Origin of the sequence: Treponema parvum (assembly GCF_017893965.1) — a bacterium.
Lineage (GTDB): Bacteria > Spirochaetota > Spirochaetia > Treponematales > Treponemataceae > Treponema_D > Treponema_D parvum.
The window spans coordinates 1,966,137-1,981,178 of the sequence record NZ_CP054142.1; the positions used below are offsets into that span (position 1 = coordinate 1,966,137).

Sequence of the window (15,042 nt, forward strand, 5' to 3'; positions counted from 1 at the left end):
TCTTATTATTACCATAAAACTCTATCATATTAATCATAATTTCTGATTCTTATAAATTATTTAACTCCGTATATAAATTATCCGGAAGGGGAGGATCCATATCTTGAATATTTTTACCTTTTATAAATCTCGGATATAAAGTCGTTGGCGTTGAAATTACAAGCTCTATAATTTCCGGAATATCCGATTTAAATTCGAAATTCTCAATCTCGATTTTATCTTCGCTATTCAGTTTTCTATATGAAATCCCATAAGCATTTGATAATCGCTCAATATTTGGCACTACATAACTTTCAGATTCTACAGAATGAATACACTTATTGGCAAAATTTCTTTCCTGAAATTCACGAATCATCCCTAGTGAATTATTATTGAATACAATAATTTTGACAGGAATATTTTCCCTTGCTAAAAACTGTAATTCCTGAGAATTCATCTGAAAACCACCGTCACCGCAAACACAAACGACATATTTTCCGGTCGCATAATAAGCACCGATAGCCGCAGGTATGCCAAAACCCATAGAGGCTAATCCTAGAGACAAAACTACATGTTGTTCTTTTTTAAGCTTCAAGGCTTGTGCCATATATATTTCATGTTGACCAACATCTGCCGTATATATACATGCTCCATTAACTTTTGATAAAAGGCTTCTAAGAGACAGATGATACTCATGAAGGTCATATCCTTCCAATTGGGTTTTTAAAATATTACATATATCAATCCAATTTTTCGTATCAAGCGCTACATCGCATTCCAACAATTTATCTAACAAATAACGCAAATCAATAAGTAATTGAATCTCATCAGGCCTTACTCGATAAGACAGTTCATTATTATCGATATCAACTCTAATCAATTTTGCATTTTTCGCGAAATTTGATCTTTGATTTCCGACCTGTTTTATATCCAGCCTTGCCCCAAATGAAATTATTAAATCTGCTTTCGAAAGAATAAAGTTACTATACCGTTTTCCATTATTTCCAATGAAACCGAAATTATATTTATAATCATATTCAAATAAATCGAAGGCGTGCAAACTAAAAACTACAGGAATATGAAATTTTTCAATAATTTTTTTAAGTTTATCTCCAAGATTAGAAACCTTTATGCCGTTTCCAACGAGAATGCACGGTCTTTTCGATTCCATTAGCGCTCTTTCAATCAATAAACTATATTCACCCGCCTTTACTTTTTCACAATCCGGAATAGAAAAAACATCACACAAATCAACATCTATATCCGCTCTTTGCACATCAGCCGGCAATTCCAGAACAACAGGACCGGGACGTCCAGACTTTGCCTCATACAATGCTTTCTTAAAATAAAAAGGTACCGCGCTAGGAGCATCTACTAAATAGAAAGCTTTACAAATCGGAGACATCAATTTTGCAATTGGGATCTCTTGTATTCCCTTTTGACGCATAGGAAACATTCCCTTCATGTCGGAAGTATCAACCTGACCTGCAATAAAAATGGAAGGAATAGAATCATAATATGCATCGGCAATCCCTGTTACAAGATTTGTCGCCCCGGGTCCGCCGTTAGAATAAGCAACGGCTATTTTTCCAGTTCCTAATCCATACCCGCAAACTGCAAAAGCCGATGCCTGTTCATGGTAATTCAAATGTAAATGCATTTTTTTGTTTTTAGCAGCAGAATCCATCAGATGGCATACAACGGCACCTGGATATCCAAACATATCATTTATACCGTTGTCTATGAAAAAATTAATAATATAATCACTAACTTTCATTCTATAGAAACCTCTTTTACGCAGATAATTAATCATATATTTATTTTTTAATCATGGAAAGAGATTTTCAAAATATTCTATGGAAATCAATTTTTACACATTTTCATATTTTGCTTTAAAAATTTAATAGTAAAAACAGGTAGAAAAATAACACCAAGCATCTGACAACATACCGTTGCGAAGCAAACTCCTGTAACTCCAAATCCTAAATACTTAGCAAAAATAATAGACAAGGGAACATTTAAAATAGCCCCTATTATGGAAATACTAAGTTGCCCGTTTATATAGCTAACTCCATTCAAAAAAATTGAGAATACCCCTGTAAACATTTCAGTACCGATTAATATAGCCATAGTCAAAATCAGATATGGAGGAAAATCAAGTTCTTTTTTTAACCAAATCTTTGTCAATGGAATAAAAATATGATATAGAATTATAAGCCCAATAATACCACACCCCAATAATACCAGTTGCACATTTATACTTTTCTTTATCCATACATAATTTTTCTTTTCATTTTCAATTGTATATTTCGACCAAAAAGGTACCAATAATGCAACAAACAAAGAATTAACTATGGAAAACAAATTCCTAGTTATCGCATATGGCGTTACCTGCTCAGGAGAATAAAGGTGTGTAATAATTATACTGTCGGTCATAAATAATAATATTCCGCAAATTTGTAAAAAAAACAATTTTACTCCATAGTTAAAAATGGAATTTATATACCTTTTATCAAAGCTGTTAAAACTGGGAATATATTCCTTATATCTTTTCCATATATAGCTAACAACAAATAAATTAACCACTATTCCGGAACTAGAATAAAGTAGCGCCATCTGGCTTATTGTTCTATTCTCTTCACTAATAATTTTTTTGAAAAGAAATACGCCAAATAAATTAAAAATTTGAACTACAAAATTTATTATCGGTACTATTTCCGATTTTTGATTTGCATATAGGATAGAATTTGTAAGACCAAAAACAAAATTTAAGCATAAAAATATTAAAATTATAAAGACAGCCGGTTTTATTACTACGTCAGTATTAAAGACACTATTCCAATTTATAAAATATGAAAATATCAATAAAATAACACAAAGAATTGATACACTTGATAAAAGGGTTATATATGCAGTAGACGATATGCTGTTTATTTCTTTTTTATCATTTTTTACCAGCGATTTTCCCAATAAATTTCTAAAGCCGCCGCCTATACCAAAATCAAAAATCGTTAGCCAATTCAATACCGAAAGCATAGTAACCCATACCCCATACTTTTCGACACCCAAAAACGATAAAACCAAAGGTGTATAAAAAAAACTAACCAACACCAAACAAGGCTTCAATAATATATTGAGAAAAATACTTTTTATTAATTTCTTATTATTTTTAACACCCCCAAAAAGCATAAAAAATTATTATCTTTGCCTAATGACATTTATCATCTTATCCAACATCCGATCGGTCATGCCGGGATACACGCCGATCCAAAATGTGTCATACATAATCCTGTCGGTCACATCCAGCGTACCGCTTATCCTGTAACCTTTCCCGCTTAAACGCATTTGATCGAAGCACGGATGGCGCACAAGATTTCCGGCAAAAAGAGCACGCGTTTGGATGTTCGCCGCTTCAATCTTTTTTACGAGTTCGGTCCTGTTCGTGCCTGGCTTGCACGTTATTAAAAAACCGAACCAACTCGGATCGCTTGAAGCGGCGGGTTCGGGAAGTATGAGCTTGTCTTCCAACCCCGCAAGTCCGTCTTTCAGACGCTTCCAGTTATACTTTCGTCGTTCAACGAATGTCGGAAATTTTTTAAGCTGCGCACAGCCGATCGCAGCCTGCATATCTGTCGCTTTAAGATTATAGCCGAAGTGGCTGTACGTATATTTATGATCGTATCCGAACGGAAGTTCTCCATACTGCCCGTCAAAACGATGGCCGCACTTATTATCCACTCCGCTCGGGCAAATACAGTCGCGCCCCCAATCGCGCAAAGATCTAATAATCCTATGCAGCAGCGGATTGCGAGTATACACGGCACCGCCCTCGCCCATCGTCATGTGATGCGGCGGATAAAAACTCGATGTGCCTATATCGCCGACGGTTCCGGTCTTATACGCCTTCCCGTCAATCGTGTATTCTGAGCCGAGCGCATCGCAGTTATCTTCTATAAGCCAAAGATTATGCTTTGCACAAAACTCTTTTACCGCTTTTAAGTCAAACGGATTTCCGAGCGTATGCGCAATCATTACAGCTTTTGTCTTAGGCGACAAAGCATCTTCAAGCTTTGTCACGTCAATGTTGTACTGCGGAATCGTGACATCGACAAAAACGGGAACCGCGCCGTATTGAATGATCGGCGTTACCGTTGTAGGGAATCCGCAGGCTACGGTGATCACTTCGTCTCCACGTTTCAACTGACGTTCTTTTAAAAGCGGCGATGTAAGCGCCATAAATGCACAAAGATTGGCGCTTGACCCTGAATTGACGAGAGAGCAAAACGGAACGTCGAGATACTTTGCAAGCTGCGCTTCAAATTGATCCGTGTAGCGTCCGCTCGTAAGCCAAAATTCAAGGGAGCTGTCCACAAGATTCACCATTTCGTTTTCGTCGAACACGCGGCTTGCATAGCTGATACGGTCGCCGTCCTTGTATTCCGGCCTTACCATAAATTTTTTGTAATATTCTTTTACGGCAGAAATAATCTGCTCTGCTGCCTGTTTTTTTGTGCTATCTTCAAACATACTACTCCTCGAAATATTCCTTTATCTGTTTATCCGTCATTTCTTTTGCAGAATTTCCGCTTGCAACGGATTTTTGCCATTCGACGATTTTTTCCACTGCCGTCCGCACGCTCCATTTCGGGTACCAACCTAGGACGGCTTTGGCTTTTGAGCAGTCAAGTTTCAAAAAATTAGCTTCGTGTGGAGCATCGGCTTCTTCTATGGTTTTCCAAGATGCACCGCACCCCCACGTATCGCAGAATAAATCCGCAAGCCCACCCGTCGTAACGCAGCTTTCATCGTCCGGTCCGAAGTTATAGCTTCCGCTGTATTTTTTCTTGTCTTCGGATTGCTTTTCGGCAAGCATAAGATATCCGCGCAAACATTCAAGAACATGCTGATACGGGCGTATGCTGTTTGAATTGCGAAGTATTATCTCTTTGCCGTTTTCTACGGCGCGGATACAGTCCGGAATAATCCTATCCGGCGCATAGTCGCCGCCGCCTATGACATTGCCGCTGCGGGCAGTGCTTATCGCTGCGCTGTTTTGTTCTTTAAAAAACGAATTTTTATAGCTGTAGGTAACCAACTCGGAACAGGATTTCGAATTTGAATACGGATCATAGCCGCACAACTCTTCGTTTTCGCGGTAACCCCATGCCCATTCTCTATTGAGATAGACTTTATCTGTAGTAACATTTACAAACGATTTTACGCTCGGCGCAGATCGGACGGCTTCAAGAACATTTACCGTACCCATCACATTTGTTTCATATGTCACGATCGGCTCCTTATAGCTCGTACGAACAATCGGTTGGGCGGCCAAGTGAAAGACAATATCCGGCCGAAAAGCGTTTACCTCATCGCGAAGCTTCACTCCGTCGCGGATGTCGCCGATTATACTGTCGATATCGTTTACAGTCCCGGTTGATACGAAGAGGCTCGGTATGGTTGGCGGTTCAAGAGAATACCCCTTAATACGTGCCCTAGCGTTAATTAAAATACGGCAGAGCCATGTCCCTTTAAAGCCCGTATGTCCTGTTATAAATACCTTCTTTCCGTCATAAAACGACAAATCCATGATCAGTCTTTCCAAATTTTCCACGGAGCACTGCCGCTTGCCCAAAGCCGTTCGAGTTTTTCTTTTTCTCGCAGTGTATCCATGCACTGCCAAAAACCGCGATGAATATATGCGTTCAGTTGATTATCCAGAACGAGCGATTTTAACGGTGTCTGTTCAAAAACGGTCGCATCTCCTTCAATATAATTAATCACTTCGGGCTCACACACCATAAAACCGACATTAATAAGGTCTCCGTCTTCATCGTCTTTTTCTCGGAATGCTTTTACGGTCCCGTCCGCAACTTCAACGACTCCCTTATTTTGACCTAAATTGTAGCATGTCATCGTTGCAAGTTTTCCGGATTTTTTATGTGACGCAAGCAGCGCCGCCATATCGATATTGCCGACGGCATCGCCGTAAGTAAGCATAAACGGTTGATTTTCGATATATTCTTTTATGCGTTTAACTCGTCCGCCTGTCATCGTCCGTAAACCGGTATCGACAATGGTGACTTTCCAATCGTCTTTCGGTTTGTTATGGAATATGCATGCATTATCCTGCATATCAAACGTAACGTCGCTGTTATAGAGAAAATAGTTTGAAAAATATTCTTTGATGATATGCTGTTTGTATCCGGCACAGATAATGAATTCTTTAAAACCATGAGCCGCGTAGATCTTCATTATGTGCACAATGATCGGAAGCTCCCCGATTTCGATCATCGGTTTCGGCTTGAGATGAGATTCTTCGCTGATCCGAGTTCCGTAACCTCCGGCTAAAATAACGACTTTCATAAATCAGCGGGTCCTCGTTTCGTTTGATTTTATAAACTACTATATCAACAAGCTTCAATTTTGTAAAGTTACACATTATACGTACACAAAAATCAAGTTTAAACAATCAGAATTAATATTCCCTGATAAAATACAATCTTTGCCCTTTCCACCGATTTCACTGCAACCTTTTTTTTAAATCGGTGTCAAATATAAAAAGGGTATCCGTTAAAGGAATTGTAGGCTATAATTAATTTTTAAAATGCGTCACTTAAGAAAACCTTCAGCTTTAGGGGACAAGCATTTTGTGAAAATCTTTGTCGATACCCGCAAAATCGTTAAAAAAATTATTCTATGAAATCTAAAAAACACGGGAGAAATACTGATGAACCTATACAAGGAATACATAACGGAAGCTCGAGATTTTAAAACTTATGAGGATCTAAAAGAAAATTTTAAGATAAAGACGCCTGAAAATTTCAACTTCAGTTACGACATAGTCGACCGTTATGCGCGTGAAGCCCCTGAAAAAAGAGCGCTTGTGTGGTGCGACGACAATGAAGAAAAAATCTTTACCTTTGCGCAAATGTCCGCGGCTTCTAAAAAAACCGCACAGTTTTTATCCGCCCACGGAATAAAAAAAGGCGACGCCGTAATGCTCGTCCTAAGGCGAAGATACGAGTTTTGGTACTTTATGCTCGCGCTGCATCGGATCGGCGCGATGGCGGTTCCTTCCACCGTTCTCTTGCTTCAGCCGGATATAGAATACAGAAATAACGCTGCAGCCATAAAGATGATCGTTTCGCTTGACGATGAAGACGTGCAAAATGAAATCGAAAAGGCTATGCCCAATTCCCCTACGGTAAAATCGCTCGTAACTATCGGGAAGGCAAGAGAGGGCTGGATATGCTTTTCACAAGAATTTGAAAAATATCCCGAAGATTTTCCCCGCCCCCAAGGCGATAAGGCCACGCACAACGAAGATCCCATGCTCCTTTATTTTACTTCGGGAACTTCAGGCTATCCTAAAATGGTTGCCCATAATTTTTTGTATCCGCTCGGCCACATAATAACCGCCAAGTATTGGCAAAACGTTATCGACGACGGACTGCATCTTTCCATAGCCGAAACAGGCTGGGGAAAAGCCGTCTGGGGAAAATTATACGGTCAATGGCTGGCAGGATCGGCGGTATTCACCTTTGACATGCTGGCCTTTAAACCAGACGTCATACTTCACAAAATCGAAAAATATAAGGTCAACACCTTTTGCGCTCCGCCGACAATATACCGCTATCTTATAAGGCGTGATCTTAAAAAATATGATCTGTCTTCGCTTAAATACTGCGTAACTGCAGGCGAAGCCCTAAACCCTGAAGTATTTGACCGCTTTTACGAGCAGACGGGAATAAAAATGTTTGAAGCTTACGGTCAAACCGAAAGCACGGTCATTTGCGGAAATTTCCCCGGCATGACGCCTAAGCCCGGTTCCATGGGCAAACCTGCGCCGGGATATGAAGTTGCCGTAGTGGATCCCGACGGGCAGCCCTGCAAACCCGGTGAAACGGGTGAAATAGTCATCAATTTAAAAAACAATCATCCGTTCGGGCTTTTTACAGGATACTTCAAAGACAAACAGTTGACGGAAGAAGTTTTTAAAAGCGGCTGGTATCATACGAAGGATACTGCAAAGATGGACGAAGACGGTTTTATCTGGTTTATAGGTCGAAATGACGATATAATAAAGAGCGCGGGATACAGAATAAGTCCGTTCGAAGTTGAAAGCGTTTTGCAAAAACATCCGGCCGTACTCGAGTGCGCCGTTACGGGCGTTTCGGACATAAGGCGCGGACAGCTTGTAAAAGCGACGGTGGTTTTGTCAGCCGGATATGAGGCTACGAAAAAGCTGGAACTTGATCTGCAGGATTTTGTCAAACATCATACGGCTCCGTATAAAAGGCCGCGCGTAATAGAGTTTGTAAGCGAACTTCCTAAGACGATCAGCGGCAAAATCCGCCGCGTTGAAATAAGAGAAAAAGATACTGAAAAGGAAGTTTAAGTTTTGCGCCGCACAGGGAGAGTTCATGAGCGGAAACACATTCGGAACGGTTTTCAGAGTAACCACGTTCGGAGAAAGTCACGGGGAAGCGTTGGGAGTTGTGATAGACGGTTGTCCCGCAGGTCTTAAAATAGATGTAAAACACATTCAAAAAGCTCTGAATCGCCGTCGTCCGGGAGCCGCGGCCGACGGCAAGCCGAACGCCGCCGTAACAGAAAGAAAAGAAGACGACGAGGTAGAAATACTCAGCGGCGTTTTTAACGGTGTGTCGCAGGGAACTCCCATTTCTCTTTTAATACGGAACAAATCTCATAAGTCAAACGATTACGCCGATATTGCAAATACGTTTCGGCCGGGGCACGCAGATTTTACTTATTACGCAAAATACGGAACGCGCGACTGGCGCGGCGGCGGCAGATCCAGCGGAAGAGAGACGGCGGCGAGAGTTGCCGCGGGAGCCGTTGCACAGCTTTTGCTCGAAAAAGAAGGAATAAAAGTTACGGCTTTTACGCTCAAAGCCGCCGGAATTCAATGCAAAAAAATCGACTTTGACGATATTGAAAAAAATCCTCTGAGAGCTGCCGATTGCGCCGCCGCCGCCGAAATGGAAGCAAAAATCAAACATCTCAAAGAAACGGGAGACAGCGCAGGCGGAATTATCGAATGCGTAGTAAAAGGAGCGCCTGCCGGATTGGGCGAACCTGTTTTTGACAAATTGGATGCAGAGATCGCAAAGGCGATCCTTTCAATAGGCGCCGTAAAAGGCATAGAATTCGGAGAAGGCTTTCATGTTGCGGACATGACGGGCAGTCAAAATAACGATCCTATGCGAACAGGATCTATGCCCGATTTGATAAGTTTTGAAACAAATAATTCAGGCGGAATATTGGGCGGAATTTCAAACGGAAATGAAATTGTCTTCCGCGCCGCGATAAAACCCGTTCCGAGTATTTTCAAACCGCAAAGGACAATAACCGTAAAAGAAGGCAAGATCGAAAATACCGACTTAGTGATCGAGGGGCGCCACGATGTGTGCATATGTCCGCGCATAGTTCCGGTAATTGAAGCGATGACCTATATCGTGCTCGCGGATATGTATTTGAGAAACGGATGCACAAAGACATGATCGAATTCCGATAAAATTCTTCCGGCTCTGTAATTCCGTCGCCGGCGCGGCAGCGCATACGGTAATTAGCGATGTGTCGGCTCTGCCGGAATTCGCCTCCCCCGTCTTCCTTAAAATCTTACATCTCCGTCCGCTTCAGGTCCTACGACGCAAAACCATCTTTTGTTTTGCAAAAAATATTTTTTAAAAACGCGCATTATCTGCTCATAAGTGACGGATTCCGCCTTTTGAGCAAGTCTTCCCGCGCTTACCGCATCTCCGAACTGTAAAAGGCTTTTTCCTATACTTCCGGCAACGCCGCTGTTTGTCTTTTGATCGGCATATTTTTGATTTATATAGATGTTTTTATAGCTTTCAAGATGAGCTTCCATCGGTTCAAAAATAAAAGAACGATCGGGATTCCTTCCGACTATTATATTTCCTTCTTCCATGATTTTCTCGGCTTCTTCAACATAGCCTACGATATTTTCAGGATCGCTTACTCTGTAAAGCGAAATCACGCCGAAGGGCGCCTTGGAACTTAAAATAAAAGACGAAGGAGTATAGCAGGCTCCGTGTTCTTCGCGCACTACCTGATAGAGAACGTCGCTCATCATATCCGAAGCAATGCAGGCAGGAATGTAATCTTCGCTGTCTATCGGCGGAGAATCAAAACATCCGTACATAAATCCCGTCCCCGCTGCAGCCGGATGGCTTATGACAACGTTTTTTCCGCCTACGTCTACCGGGCTTATTTCAGGCGGATAAAATTTTTGTTCGGACAAAGGAGAAATTTCAGAACCGAGCATCGAATTCAGTTTTTTTACGATCTTTTTTGCCTTAACGTTGCCGACTACCACAACAAAGATCCGTCTTGCGTCCAATGTTTTTTTATGAAGTCCCTTCATGTTTTCTACAGTGATATTTTCGATGGAACTCGCCGTTGCAGAAGCTCGAGTTTTATACGGGTGATCCGCGTATATGTTTTCCAAGGCTGTGTAAAACGCAAGAGAACTCGGGGAATTAAGAGTCGCCTGAAGTCTTTGGGCGTATTCCTTTTTCATCGTATCGTATTCCGCTTCATCGAACAGCGGATTCAAAAATCCATCCGCAAATACGGGCAAAAGATCGTCGAGATAATAATCAAGGCATTCTATTCCAAGCCCTGCGCCTTCAGTCTGCGCAAATCCGAAAAAATCCGCATGCGTTTTGTATAAAAGATCTTGAATATACTCGTACGAATATTTTTTAGAGCCGCTTCTCATCATGCGGAACAGCGCCATTTCAAGGCCGGAATATTCAGGCGGCAAGAGCGCGGTGCCGCCTTCGACTATCAAATAAACTGAAACTAAGCGATTGGAACGGTTTTCTTTTACGTAAACGGGAATTTTATTATTCAAAAAAAATTCTTTCCCGAAGGCTCCGGCGGCGAGCAGCCACAAAAAAACCGTACAAATATATATTCTTTTTTTCTTTATCATATTCATTCCTGTTTAAAGCGCTCGTAATCCTTCCACCAATATGCGCTGTCTTGAGTAAATTCTTTAAAACCTGCGGCGGCAAAAGAATTTTTTTGTTCCGCATACACGGCCGTATTAAGTTGGACCGTCACGAGCGGATATTTCTTACTTATATACGTATTCAGATATTTATCGATATCCGATTTTTTTATCTTGGGAGCCTTTTTAAAAAAGAATTCCGCCGATGCGTTTTCCCACCAGTATTCAACTTGTCTAAGAAGATCTTCGGCGGTTTCGGCCGTAAGATACCCATAATCTTTCATCGTCCGTTTAACTTGAGCAAACTGTTCTTTTGTAAAAATATCTTTTTTATTAAGAATTTGAGGAATGATTTTATCGGTTACGGTAGAAGCAAAAAGAGCCGCCCTTTCTGCGAGATCTTTTTGAGGGGAATTTACGACGGCTTTAAACATTATGAGTCCGTTTTCGCGGTAAAAAGACGCTCCCTCTCCTATGTGATCCGCGTCGGAAATTTCAAGATCGCTCATGCCGAGCAGGGTTTGCTTATAAAAGCCTGAAGGATCGTCCATGAGTTCGTCAAAAAAAGACGCGATTTCTATAAAATCCTCGTCATAACCTGCGTCAGGCCCTCTGAAATACACGCTTATTACTGCCTGTTCCGCCGAAATCGTATCGGAAGGCATCACTCTAAACGTCGTTTCCGTAAGAGGATCCGAGAGCTGCCGCTCCCGCTCTTCGCTCCACGGGTCGTCCGCTCTTTCCCAAGAACCGTATATTTTTTTTACAAGTTCATACACATTTTCATGCCGCACGTCGCCGCCTACAAAAACCGCCGCGTTGTTCGGCACATAGTATTTTTTTAGCATGAGCCGTAAATCGTCCGAAGCGGCGTTTTGAACCAATTGCGAAGAACCCGACGGATCCGTTCTCCACGGATATTTCGGGAACATAGTCCTAAACAGGTTGTAAGAATAAATCCTTGCGGGATCCGGAAAATTTCCTTCAATTTCGGCGATTACGACCTTCTTTTGAGAATCAAGGCCGTGTTCGGAGAGCAAAGGTTCTCTGATCGCATAACTCCAAAACTCAAGTCCTTTTTCAAGCAATGCGCTGGGCACGGTAAAAAAATATCTTACGCCGTTTATTCCTGTCTGTGCGTTTTGTCCGAGCGCGCCCATATCCCGCACGGCCTTGTCCATATCGGCGCTGCTGGGATATCTGGAATCGCCTTCAAACATCATATGTTCATAAAGATGGAACAGACCTGCCGTTTCAGGCGTTTGCGCTATCGCGCCGCATCTTACGGCAACTTCAATGTACGCAAGCGGAGCGGAATCGTTTTCAGCCACAAAAAGTTTTAATCCGTTATCCAGCTCATACTCATAAAGACTTTCTACCGAAGTTTTTGCGGCTTCTTTTTTGCCCGAAGCCGAAACCAGCGAAACCGCACAGAAGAGTACGGTAAAACACAAAAGCGCATTTTTCAATTTTTTTGTCATATAATTCATATTTAGAAAATAACTGTAAAGACAAAAAGGTTTCAAGCAAAGCCGAGTCGCCGCTACCTGAACGATTTAAGGCCTTTCATGTCCAGCGTAGCAAAATAATCGTCTATCGTTTCTTTTCGGCGGATTTCTTTAAATGAACCGTCGGGGCGCAGCAAAACCTCACCGCAGCGCAGCTTTGCGTTGTAATTGAATCCCATGGCGCGTCCGTGAGCGCCCGCATCGTGTATTATCAAAAGATCGCCCATATCAATCTTGGGCAGTTTGCGCTGTACGGCAAATTTGTCGCAATTTTCACATAGAGAACCTACGACGTCGTACACGTGATCTTTTTCAGCCGTTTCCTTGCCGCTTACGGTAATTTCATGGTAAGCCCCGTACATTCCCGGTCGCATAAGATCGGCCATGCTTGCGTCCACGCCTATATATTCACGGTAAATATGCTTTTCATGTATCGCCTTTGTGATAAGCCATCCGTACGGACCGGTTATGGGCCTACCGCATTCCCAATAAATTTTAAGCGGATCAAGGCCCGCCGACGTTATAATTTCGTCATAAGCCTTACGCATATTGTCGGCTACGTAGGTTAGATCGACTTCCTTTTGTTCCGCCTTATACGGAATTCCTATGCCGCCGCCCAAATCCACAAACTCGATTCGCACCGAGCATTTTTGTTTTATTTCAACACAGAGTGAAAAAAGCATTCTCGCCGTATCGACAAAATAATCAGGATCAAGTTCGTTCGACGCAACCATAGTGTGAAGTCCGAATCTCTTAACGCCTCTTTTTTTGCATTCGGAATACGCTTCGAATATCTGCTCTTTTGTCAGTCCGTACTTAGCTTCTTCCGGTTTTCCTATTAGCGCGTTTCCTCCCTTGAGGGGCCCAGGATTATAGCGAAAGCATATAAGATCGGGCAACTTGCCGAGCGTTTTTTCCAAAAAATTTATATGAGTTATGTCGTCAAGGTTTATGATATTTCCGTTTTTAAAAGCAAGGCGATATTCGTCCGCCGGAGTTTCATTGGAAGAGAACATAACCTTTTCGCCTTTTATACCGGATAATTCGCAAAGAATCAGCTCCGGTAAACTGGAACAGTCGCCGCCGCAGCCTTCGGAAGCGAGAATCTTAAGTATGTACGGATTAGGGAGCGCTTTTACGGCAAAATATTCACAAATTCCTGAGAAAACTCCGAACGCTCCGATAAATTTTCTTACGTTGCCGCGTATGGCTTTTTCATCATACAGATAAAACGGCGTAGGAAATTTCTTTTCAAGATCAACAAGCTGATCATGCGTGAGGGGAAAATTAGAGCTCATAAATACTTCTCCAAAAAAAACCTTATAATTCGGCCGAAGTTAGGGTTTGGTAAAACTCGAAATTAAACTAATTTGTCAAAGAAACCTTTGGCTTTCAACAATTCGGCGTTTAAAATTCCGCCAAGAGCGGCGCCGCGCTTTGTGTTATGGCTTAGAGCCACAAACTTTACGTCGAATATATTGCATTTCCGCAGCCGCCCCACAACCGAAGCCATACCTTTTTCCACGTCCCTGTCGCGGCGCGGTTGGGGTCTGTTTTCCTCACGGCGCACTACGATAGGATGATCCGGCGCAGACGGAAGTTTAAGCTCCTGCGGAACGGACTTGAACGAGGTGAAAATCTTTTCTATCTCTTCGAGCGAAGGTTTTTTATTTTCCGCCAGATCGAATTCAAGGTTTACACAGGCAGTGTGTCCGTCAATTACGGGAACGCGCGTGCAGGTTGAAGACACCAGCGGAAAAGAAGCGTCCACTATCTTTTCGCCGGACACGTTTCCGAGAATTTTAAGACATTCCTTTTCAGTCTTTTCTTCTTCGCCGCCTATATAGGGAATGATATTATCGATCATATCAAACGACGAAACTCCCGGATATCCTGCGCCCGAAACGGCCTGTAAAGTCGTTATAATCATGCGTTTTACCGGATAACCGGCTTTTATGAGCGAATAAAGCGGCATCATATATGTCTGAAGCGAACAATTAGGTTTTACAACTATAAAGCCCTTGTCCCAGCCGCGCTTTTTTTGCTGGCTTGCGATTATATCGATATGAGAAGAGTTTATTTCGGGAATAAGCATGGGAACGTCTTGTGTCCAACGATTGGCGCTCGCATTTGAAACCACGGGAATCCCGAAAGCCGCGTAGGAACTTTCCAACGCCTTTATCGCTTCCTTGTCCATTTCAAGCGCGCTGAACACAAAAGAACATTTTCCTTTGGCGGAGCTTACGTCTCCGGCATCATAGACTGTAAGATCCGCAACGCCCTGCGGAATGTCCGAGCCGATTAGCCAGCGATTTGCAACGGCCTCTTTGTACGGTTTTCCCGCCGAGCGCGGACTTGCAGCCACGTAAGTAACTTCAAACCAAGGATGGTTTTCCAAAAGATGAATATAGCGCTGTCCCACCATCCCGGTCGCACCTAAAACACCGACACAAATTTTTGACATAATTCTCTCTCCCTTCTATTTCATTGTTCAATGGAATGGCGCGTTTTAAAAACGAGATACTTAAGGCGAGGTTCCAGCAGCGTGACGCT

Annotated in this window: 11 protein-coding genes; 2 read left to right on the forward strand and 9 right to left on the reverse strand. The window is 42.3% G+C overall.

Annotation, left to right across the window (positions count from 1 at the left end; genetic code table 11):
- Positions 1-49: 49 nt before the first annotated feature.
- From HRQ91_RS08705 to rfbF, 5 genes are all read right to left on the reverse strand, one after another.
- The gene (locus HRQ91_RS08705) at positions 50-1,756 is read right to left on the reverse strand and encodes a thiamine pyrophosphate-binding protein (RefSeq protein WP_210119182.1); all 1,707 of its coding nucleotides are present in this window, start codon (positions 1,754-1,756) and stop codon (positions 50-52) included.
- An 86-nt stretch (positions 1,757-1,842) separates the two neighbouring features.
- Positions 1,843-3,168: a lipopolysaccharide biosynthesis protein gene (locus HRQ91_RS08710; protein ID WP_210119183.1), complete on the reverse strand. Its 1,326-nt coding sequence runs from the start codon at positions 3,166-3,168 to the stop codon at positions 1,843-1,845.
- Between the two features lie 9 nt (positions 3,169-3,177).
- On the reverse strand, positions 3,178-4,506 hold the full coding sequence (rfbH, locus tag HRQ91_RS08715) for a lipopolysaccharide biosynthesis protein RfbH (protein WP_210119184.1): 1,329 nt from the start codon (positions 4,504-4,506) through the stop codon (positions 3,178-3,180).
- Position 4,507: 1 nt separating this feature from the next.
- Entirely contained in the window at positions 4,508-5,566 is a 1,059-nt protein-coding gene (gene rfbG / locus HRQ91_RS08720) for a CDP-glucose 4,6-dehydratase (RefSeq protein ID WP_210120776.1), read from the reverse strand.
- Between the two features lie 2 nt (positions 5,567-5,568).
- Positions 5,569-6,342 (reverse strand): glucose-1-phosphate cytidylyltransferase, encoded by a 774-nt coding sequence (gene rfbF / locus HRQ91_RS08725; protein WP_210119185.1) that lies wholly within the window; start codon positions 6,340-6,342, stop codon positions 5,569-5,571.
- A 364-nt stretch (positions 6,343-6,706) separates the two neighbouring features.
- On the opposite strand from rfbF, the gene HRQ91_RS08730 reads away from it, so the two are divergent.
- Together HRQ91_RS08730 and aroC are read left to right on the forward strand one after the other, a co-directional pair.
- The gene (locus tag HRQ91_RS08730; RefSeq protein WP_210119186.1) at positions 6,707-8,377 is read left to right on the forward strand and encodes an AMP-binding protein; all 1,671 of its coding nucleotides are present in this window, start codon (positions 6,707-6,709) and stop codon (positions 8,375-8,377) included.
- Between the two features lie 25 nt (positions 8,378-8,402).
- Complete coding sequence (gene aroC, locus HRQ91_RS08735) at positions 8,403-9,503, forward strand: chorismate synthase (RefSeq protein WP_210119187.1); 1,101 nt, start codon at positions 8,403-8,405, stop codon at positions 9,501-9,503.
- Positions 9,504-9,613: 110 nt separating this feature from the next.
- Here the strand turns inward: aroC and HRQ91_RS08740 are convergent, their stop codons facing one another.
- The 4 genes from HRQ91_RS08740 to asd all read right to left on the reverse strand — a co-directional run bounded on the left by HRQ91_RS08740 (position 9,614) and on the right by asd (position 14,953).
- Positions 9,614-10,963, reverse strand: a complete 1,350-nt coding sequence (locus HRQ91_RS08740) for a M16 family metallopeptidase (protein WP_210119188.1) — start codon at positions 10,961-10,963, stop codon at positions 9,614-9,616.
- A 2-nt stretch (positions 10,964-10,965) separates the two neighbouring features.
- Entirely contained in the window at positions 10,966-12,471 is a 1,506-nt protein-coding gene (locus HRQ91_RS08745) for a M16 family metallopeptidase (RefSeq protein ID WP_210119189.1), read from the reverse strand.
- 53 nt (positions 12,472-12,524) lie between these two features.
- Entirely contained in the window at positions 12,525-13,787 is a 1,263-nt protein-coding gene (locus tag HRQ91_RS08750; RefSeq protein ID WP_210119190.1) for a diaminopimelate decarboxylase, read from the reverse strand.
- Positions 13,788-13,849: 62 nt separating this feature from the next.
- A complete protein-coding gene (gene asd / locus HRQ91_RS08755; protein ID WP_210119191.1) occupies positions 13,850-14,953 on the reverse strand; it encodes an aspartate-semialdehyde dehydrogenase in 1,104 nt (367 codons plus the stop codon).
- Positions 14,954-15,042: the final 89 nt, after the last annotated feature.

Excerpts from the sequence above, each read along its gene's own strand:
- asd (WP_210119191.1), bottom strand. The coding sequence starts at position 14,953 with ATGTCAAAAATTTGTGTCGGTGTTTTAGGTGCGACCGGGATGGTGGGA.
- aroC (WP_210119187.1), top strand. The coding sequence starts at position 8,403 with ATGAGCGGAAACACATTCGGAACGGTTTTCAGAGTAACCACGTTCGGA.
- rfbH (WP_210119184.1), bottom strand. The coding sequence starts at position 4,506 with ATGTTTGAAGATAGCACAAAAAAACAGGCAGCAGAGCAGATTATTTCT.
- HRQ91_RS08710 (WP_210119183.1), bottom strand. The coding sequence starts at position 3,168 with ATGCTTTTTGGGGGTGTTAAAAATAATAAGAAATTAATAAAAAGTATT.
- rfbG (WP_210120776.1), bottom strand. The coding sequence starts at position 5,566 with ATGGATTTGTCGTTTTATGACGGAAAGAAGGTATTTATAACAGGACAT.
- HRQ91_RS08730 (WP_210119186.1), top strand. The coding sequence starts at position 6,707 with ATGAACCTATACAAGGAATACATAACGGAAGCTCGAGATTTTAAAACT.
- HRQ91_RS08705 (WP_210119182.1), bottom strand. The coding sequence starts at position 1,756 with ATGAAAGTTAGTGATTATATTATTAATTTTTTCATAGACAACGGTATA.
- HRQ91_RS08740 (WP_210119188.1), bottom strand. The coding sequence starts at position 10,963 with ATGATAAAGAAAAAAAGAATATATATTTGTACGGTTTTTTTGTGGCTG.
- rfbF (WP_210119185.1), bottom strand. The coding sequence starts at position 6,342 with ATGAAAGTCGTTATTTTAGCCGGAGGTTACGGAACTCGGATCAGCGAA.
- HRQ91_RS08745 (WP_210119189.1), bottom strand. The coding sequence starts at position 12,471 with ATGAATTATATGACAAAAAAATTGAAAAATGCGCTTTTGTGTTTTACC.
- HRQ91_RS08750 (WP_210119190.1), bottom strand. The coding sequence starts at position 13,787 with ATGAGCTCTAATTTTCCCCTCACGCATGATCAGCTTGTTGATCTTGAA.